Source organism: Wolbachia endosymbiont of Atemnus politus, assembly GCF_013309895.1.
In genome coordinates, this window is record NZ_JAAXCS010000103.1 from 1 (window position 1) to 4,396 (window position 4,396).

The window sequence follows — 4,396 nt, forward strand, 5'->3', positions numbered from 1 at the left end:
ATTATCAATACCTGTGTAACTCATGTAAGCCTATGGATTGATACAGTTATGGCAAGTTTTATACTAAATGCAGTGTCCTATAATATATATTATGCTGATAGACTAAATCAATTACCACAAGGAGTAATTGGTACTGTAATTGGTAAGGCACTTCTTCCATTAGTTTCAAAACAAGCGAATGATATTAAAAATAAAGTCAGAATACACAGAATAGAGCACTTAATGTAGGATTAATGTTAATTATGCCAACAACTGCTGCTTTTATCATTATTCCCCATACAATTTTACTTACGCTTTTTCTTACGGTAAGTTTAATCACTATGCAGTGCAGCAAACCGCCCCTACGTTGATGGCATTTTCTCTTTCTTTACCTGCATTTATCATAAATAAAGTATTGTTACCCACGTTTTTTGCTTAGGGCAATCGAAAAATACCAACAATATTTTCACTAATGTGTCTTGGAATTAATATAACTTCCTAGTAATGAACAAATACCAACATGCTGGAATTGTTATCGCTACTTCCATTTCAACTTGGATCAACTCTATTTTATTAATTAATTATTTACCAATAAATAGAATGTATAAGGTTAGCCAAGTACTGTTATTCGATATTATAAAAAGTCTTGTTGCAACGTTGGTTATGTCAATAATTCTTTATGTTTCTAGTTCCTTATCAGCAGAATTATTCCTCGACAAAATGTTTTCTCGCGTTATTCATTTAGCAGGTTTAATAGCTCTAAAAGTGATGTTGTTTATTTTGATACTCTCTATCTAATGTTTATGGGCAACTTTAAGCAAATAAAACTATGAGATTTTCTATATACACAATATTATCAATCTCTTTGGTATTAATTCTTCTTCACATTGCTGCAACTTTTAAGGACTGGAGGGGCTATAGAGAACAAATGATTGGAAAGTACGTACAACGCGAAAATACATATTGTAAGAAAAGTTGAAGTTTCACTAATTACCTCCAAGCTCACTATTCATGACGTATATATTCAATGTTACAACAACAAAGAACACAAATTATCAGATTTAATTGGTATAAATAAAATTGAAGTAAGGCCGTCTCTTCTTTCCTTGTTTTTATTTTCGTTACAACCAAAGTCAATTACTTTATTTGGTATGAAAATTAGTAAAGAAAATTTTGTTAATATTACAAATGAAAAAGCCAGTATGGTTGATATAGTACTAAAAGATAGCCAAATAAATGCAAGCAATGACTTCACTGATTATAGAAATATTAGTAACATAAGTTGCTATTAAGAGGAGTGGGCAATTCTTTGGCCAAGTGAGGGTAGTTGACAAAATTATGAGTTTACAGGAAAGGTCGACATCACAAAAAAGAATGTGCTCATTAATGCCAAATAAGACTTTATAAATTTGCTATTTGCAGGCTGCAGAAGCCAAAAAGAGCTCCAGGGCAAGCTAACACTGACAATTAATAACAGTTCTGATTTTGTAAATGATTTAGCAAAGATTGCCAATCTTAGTTTTCTTGCTTATCTTGTCCCTAGAGAGAATATCAAGATATTGTCTAATATCAATCTCAATGAAAATGAGTTCACAGCAATGACTTGAAAATAGAATCTAAAAGTGTGCAGGCCAGTGGTACAATACCAAGCGATAGAAAACATAGTTACACTATCGTCGATATTAGCTTCAGTAGTGTTGATTTAGATTCTATACAAAACGATTCACAGAAAACAACAGACATAAAAGATCTTCTGGAATGCCTTAGAAAAGTTGTGCCAAAGAACTTGGGCCTAGATTTTAATATGAAAGCTTCAAATATTCGATATCAAAACAGAGTATCGGACAAATTTCACACTACGCTAAAATTTGCTAACAGCGAAATAAAAGTTGATACGCTTCCTCAATTTCTCGGAACCAATAACATATCTCGCTTATCAGGAAAAGTTTCAAATGATGGTACCTTATCTGAATTTAATGCTGATCTATTGATAAAATGAGTGATTTTGAGTCGTTATTTCATGTTTTTTTTCCTTCAAAAAAATGAGAGAGTAAGAAAAATCAATTTACAATAAGTTCCAAATTACACTTTGCACCTAGGATATTGTCTATTTCAGATATTAGATTACTGAATGATTAAGAATTTTTGCAAGGATCAATTAAGGTAAATCACACAACAAAACATAATATGAATGGTGGTAGATTTGACGTACACAATTTTAATGCAGATAAATACGATTATCCATTATTCAGTAGTTTATCGAAAATGCAATGGTTAAAAAACCTGAAGTATGATGTAAATATAAGGGCCAACATTAATGATTTTACGTTGAATGATACAAAAGTTAAAGATTTAGGGTTCTTACTAAAGATAAAAAAGGGTAGGCTAGTTGCAGATAAGAGAAAGTTATCTGGTAAAGATTTCGATACCACTACACTATAAATATATTGGTAGATCAAAAATACATCAAGCCTTTGTTGGATGTGAACCTCACTGGCAATAAATTTAATGGCAGTATCTTTAAGCTACCGAATTTAATAGAAATGAAAAGAGATTCAAGAAATAAGATAAACCAGATTCAATGGTCGACAAAGCAGTTTAATTTCTTGGATGGTAAAGAAAACTTTGATGCAAATGTACACATCAATGTTGCAGAGCTTAAGAATAGACAGGATGTTTTGAAGAACTTTAATTTGGATACAGTGATGATAAATAATTCTGTGACTGTTAAAAATGTAGATTATGCACTAGAACATGGACAAGTATCTTTTCAGGGTCATTTAAGATCGAATTCAATGCATATGAAATTTTTAATCGCAAATTTAGACACTAAAAAGTTTGTTAATGTTATAGGAATTGACAATTTGAATGGTCAGATGAACTTACAAGGCGAAATTAAAGTTCAAGGAAAAAGCCTTTAAGATTGGACTAATACCTTGTCTGGAGATATCAATTTACAAGCACAAGGAATAGAATTTACTAACCTAAACTTTAATTCGTTTATTACTAATTTATTAAGCAGTAAAATAAATCTGAAATTTCCACACTTACTTGTGTTGGTATATATAATGGCAGTACATTTTTTTGAAAATGTTAGCGGAAAAGCGAATATTAAAATGGCATATGTTCAACTAGTCTACAATTTGGAATTGATTAGGCGTCAGGGTCTACTTCTTCTAATTTAACCTTATCTAACTTTTTTGAACTTCTTTATCCAAGTCGCAGTAGCCCAATTTACAATGATATGCTTTTCGATGGCCTTATTTGGCACCCTAGAATGAGTTTTGATGAAGATCGAATATTTAATACTATAATTAGAGTAAAAAAGGTAGTGGCTTTATAAATTCGCTATTTCCTCTGGTTTCACTATTTCTTCAAACTCTTTTTCAGTGAGTAGCTTTAGCTTCATTGCCGCTTCCTTTAGAGTGACATTTTCCTTATAAAGTTATAAGTTTTGCTATTTTTGCTGCGTTATCATATCCTATATGCGTATTTAGTATGGTAACCAGCATTATCGACTGATCCAGGAGATCTTTTATCTTCTTTTCATTTGCTTTAATGCCAAGCACACATTTTTCTGTGAAGTTTAAGCAGCCAAAAGTCTTATAGACTGCAAAACATTGTAAATTATTACTGGCTTAAATAGGTTCAATTCAAATTGACCATTTGAACCACTGATAGTGACATGATTTCCCATAACTTGAGCACACTCCATAGTCTCACACTGAGTTGGATTCACTTTACCTGGCTTGATTGAAGAGCCAGCTTATTTTCTGGTAATGTTATTTCTCCAATTCCGCACCTCGAGCCAGGTATTCTATATCACTTGTAACACTTACAATTTTCATTAAACTGACCGCTACGGTATCGAGTGTTACACTCAGCTCAACCAAAGCATCATTTGCTGCTAATGCTCCAAAATTTATTTTTTGCTGAAATAAACGGAAGATTGGTGCTTTTTGCCACTTCTTTAGCAAAATCCTCAGCAAAACCTTTTTTAGTATTGAGTCCCATACCAACTGCAATGCCACCTTGTGCAAGCTCATACACATTACTCAGAGTTGATTTTATTCTCTCTATTCCCTTTTAATCTGAGCTGTATAGCCAGAAAACTCCTGCCCCAGTGTTAGAGGTGTTGTATCTTGCAAATGGGTACGTCCTACTTTTATTATATTTTTAAATTCTTGAACCTTATCATTCAGAGCCTTGTGCAGTAAGTACTTCAAGACTTGGAATAAGAGAATTATTTATTTGTTTTGCTGCTGCTATGTGCATTGCTGTTGGAAAAGTGTCATTTGATGACTGACCACAGTTCACGTGGTCGTTTGGATGCACTGGAGATTTACTGCCCAAATCACCGCCCAAAATTTCTATTGCGCGATTACTGATCACTTCATTCATGTTCATGTTGGTTTGA

Annotated in this window: 3 protein-coding genes and 2 pseudogenes; 4 read left to right on the forward strand and 1 reads right to left on the reverse strand. The window is 32.6% G+C overall.

The annotated features are described in order from the left end of the window. The 4 genes and pseudogenes from HET73_RS09125 to HET73_RS06095 all read left to right on the forward strand — a co-directional run. Positions 1–228 (forward strand): lipid II flippase MurJ (locus HET73_RS09125; RefSeq protein ID WP_281356048.1); only part of this gene is annotated, 228 nt, incomplete at its 5' end. Between the two features lie 97 nt (positions 229–325). After that, on the forward strand, positions 326–418 hold the full coding sequence (locus tag HET73_RS09130; RefSeq protein WP_343033094.1) for a hypothetical protein: 93 nt from the start codon (positions 326–328) through the stop codon (positions 416–418). 65 nt (positions 419–483) lie between these two features. Beyond that, the gene (locus HET73_RS08575; protein WP_246210221.1) at positions 484–777 is read left to right on the forward strand and encodes a hypothetical protein; all 294 of its coding nucleotides are present in this window, start codon (positions 484–486) and stop codon (positions 775–777) included. A gap of 31 nt (positions 778–808) precedes the next feature. Then, a pseudogene (locus HET73_RS06095) lies at positions 809–3,322 on the forward strand (AsmA family protein). On the opposite strand, the pseudogene HET73_RS06100 reads toward HET73_RS06095, so the two are convergent. Continuing rightward, positions 3,317–4,396 (reverse strand): annotated as a pseudogene (locus tag HET73_RS06100) (class II fumarate hydratase); the annotation flags it as partial. The pseudogenes HET73_RS06095 and HET73_RS06100 overlap by 6 nt on opposite strands.

Coding starts and splice junctions, on each gene's coding strand:
- HET73_RS08575 (WP_246210221.1), top strand. CDS start 484: ATGAACAAATACCAACATGCTGGAATTGTTATCGCTACTTCCATTTCA.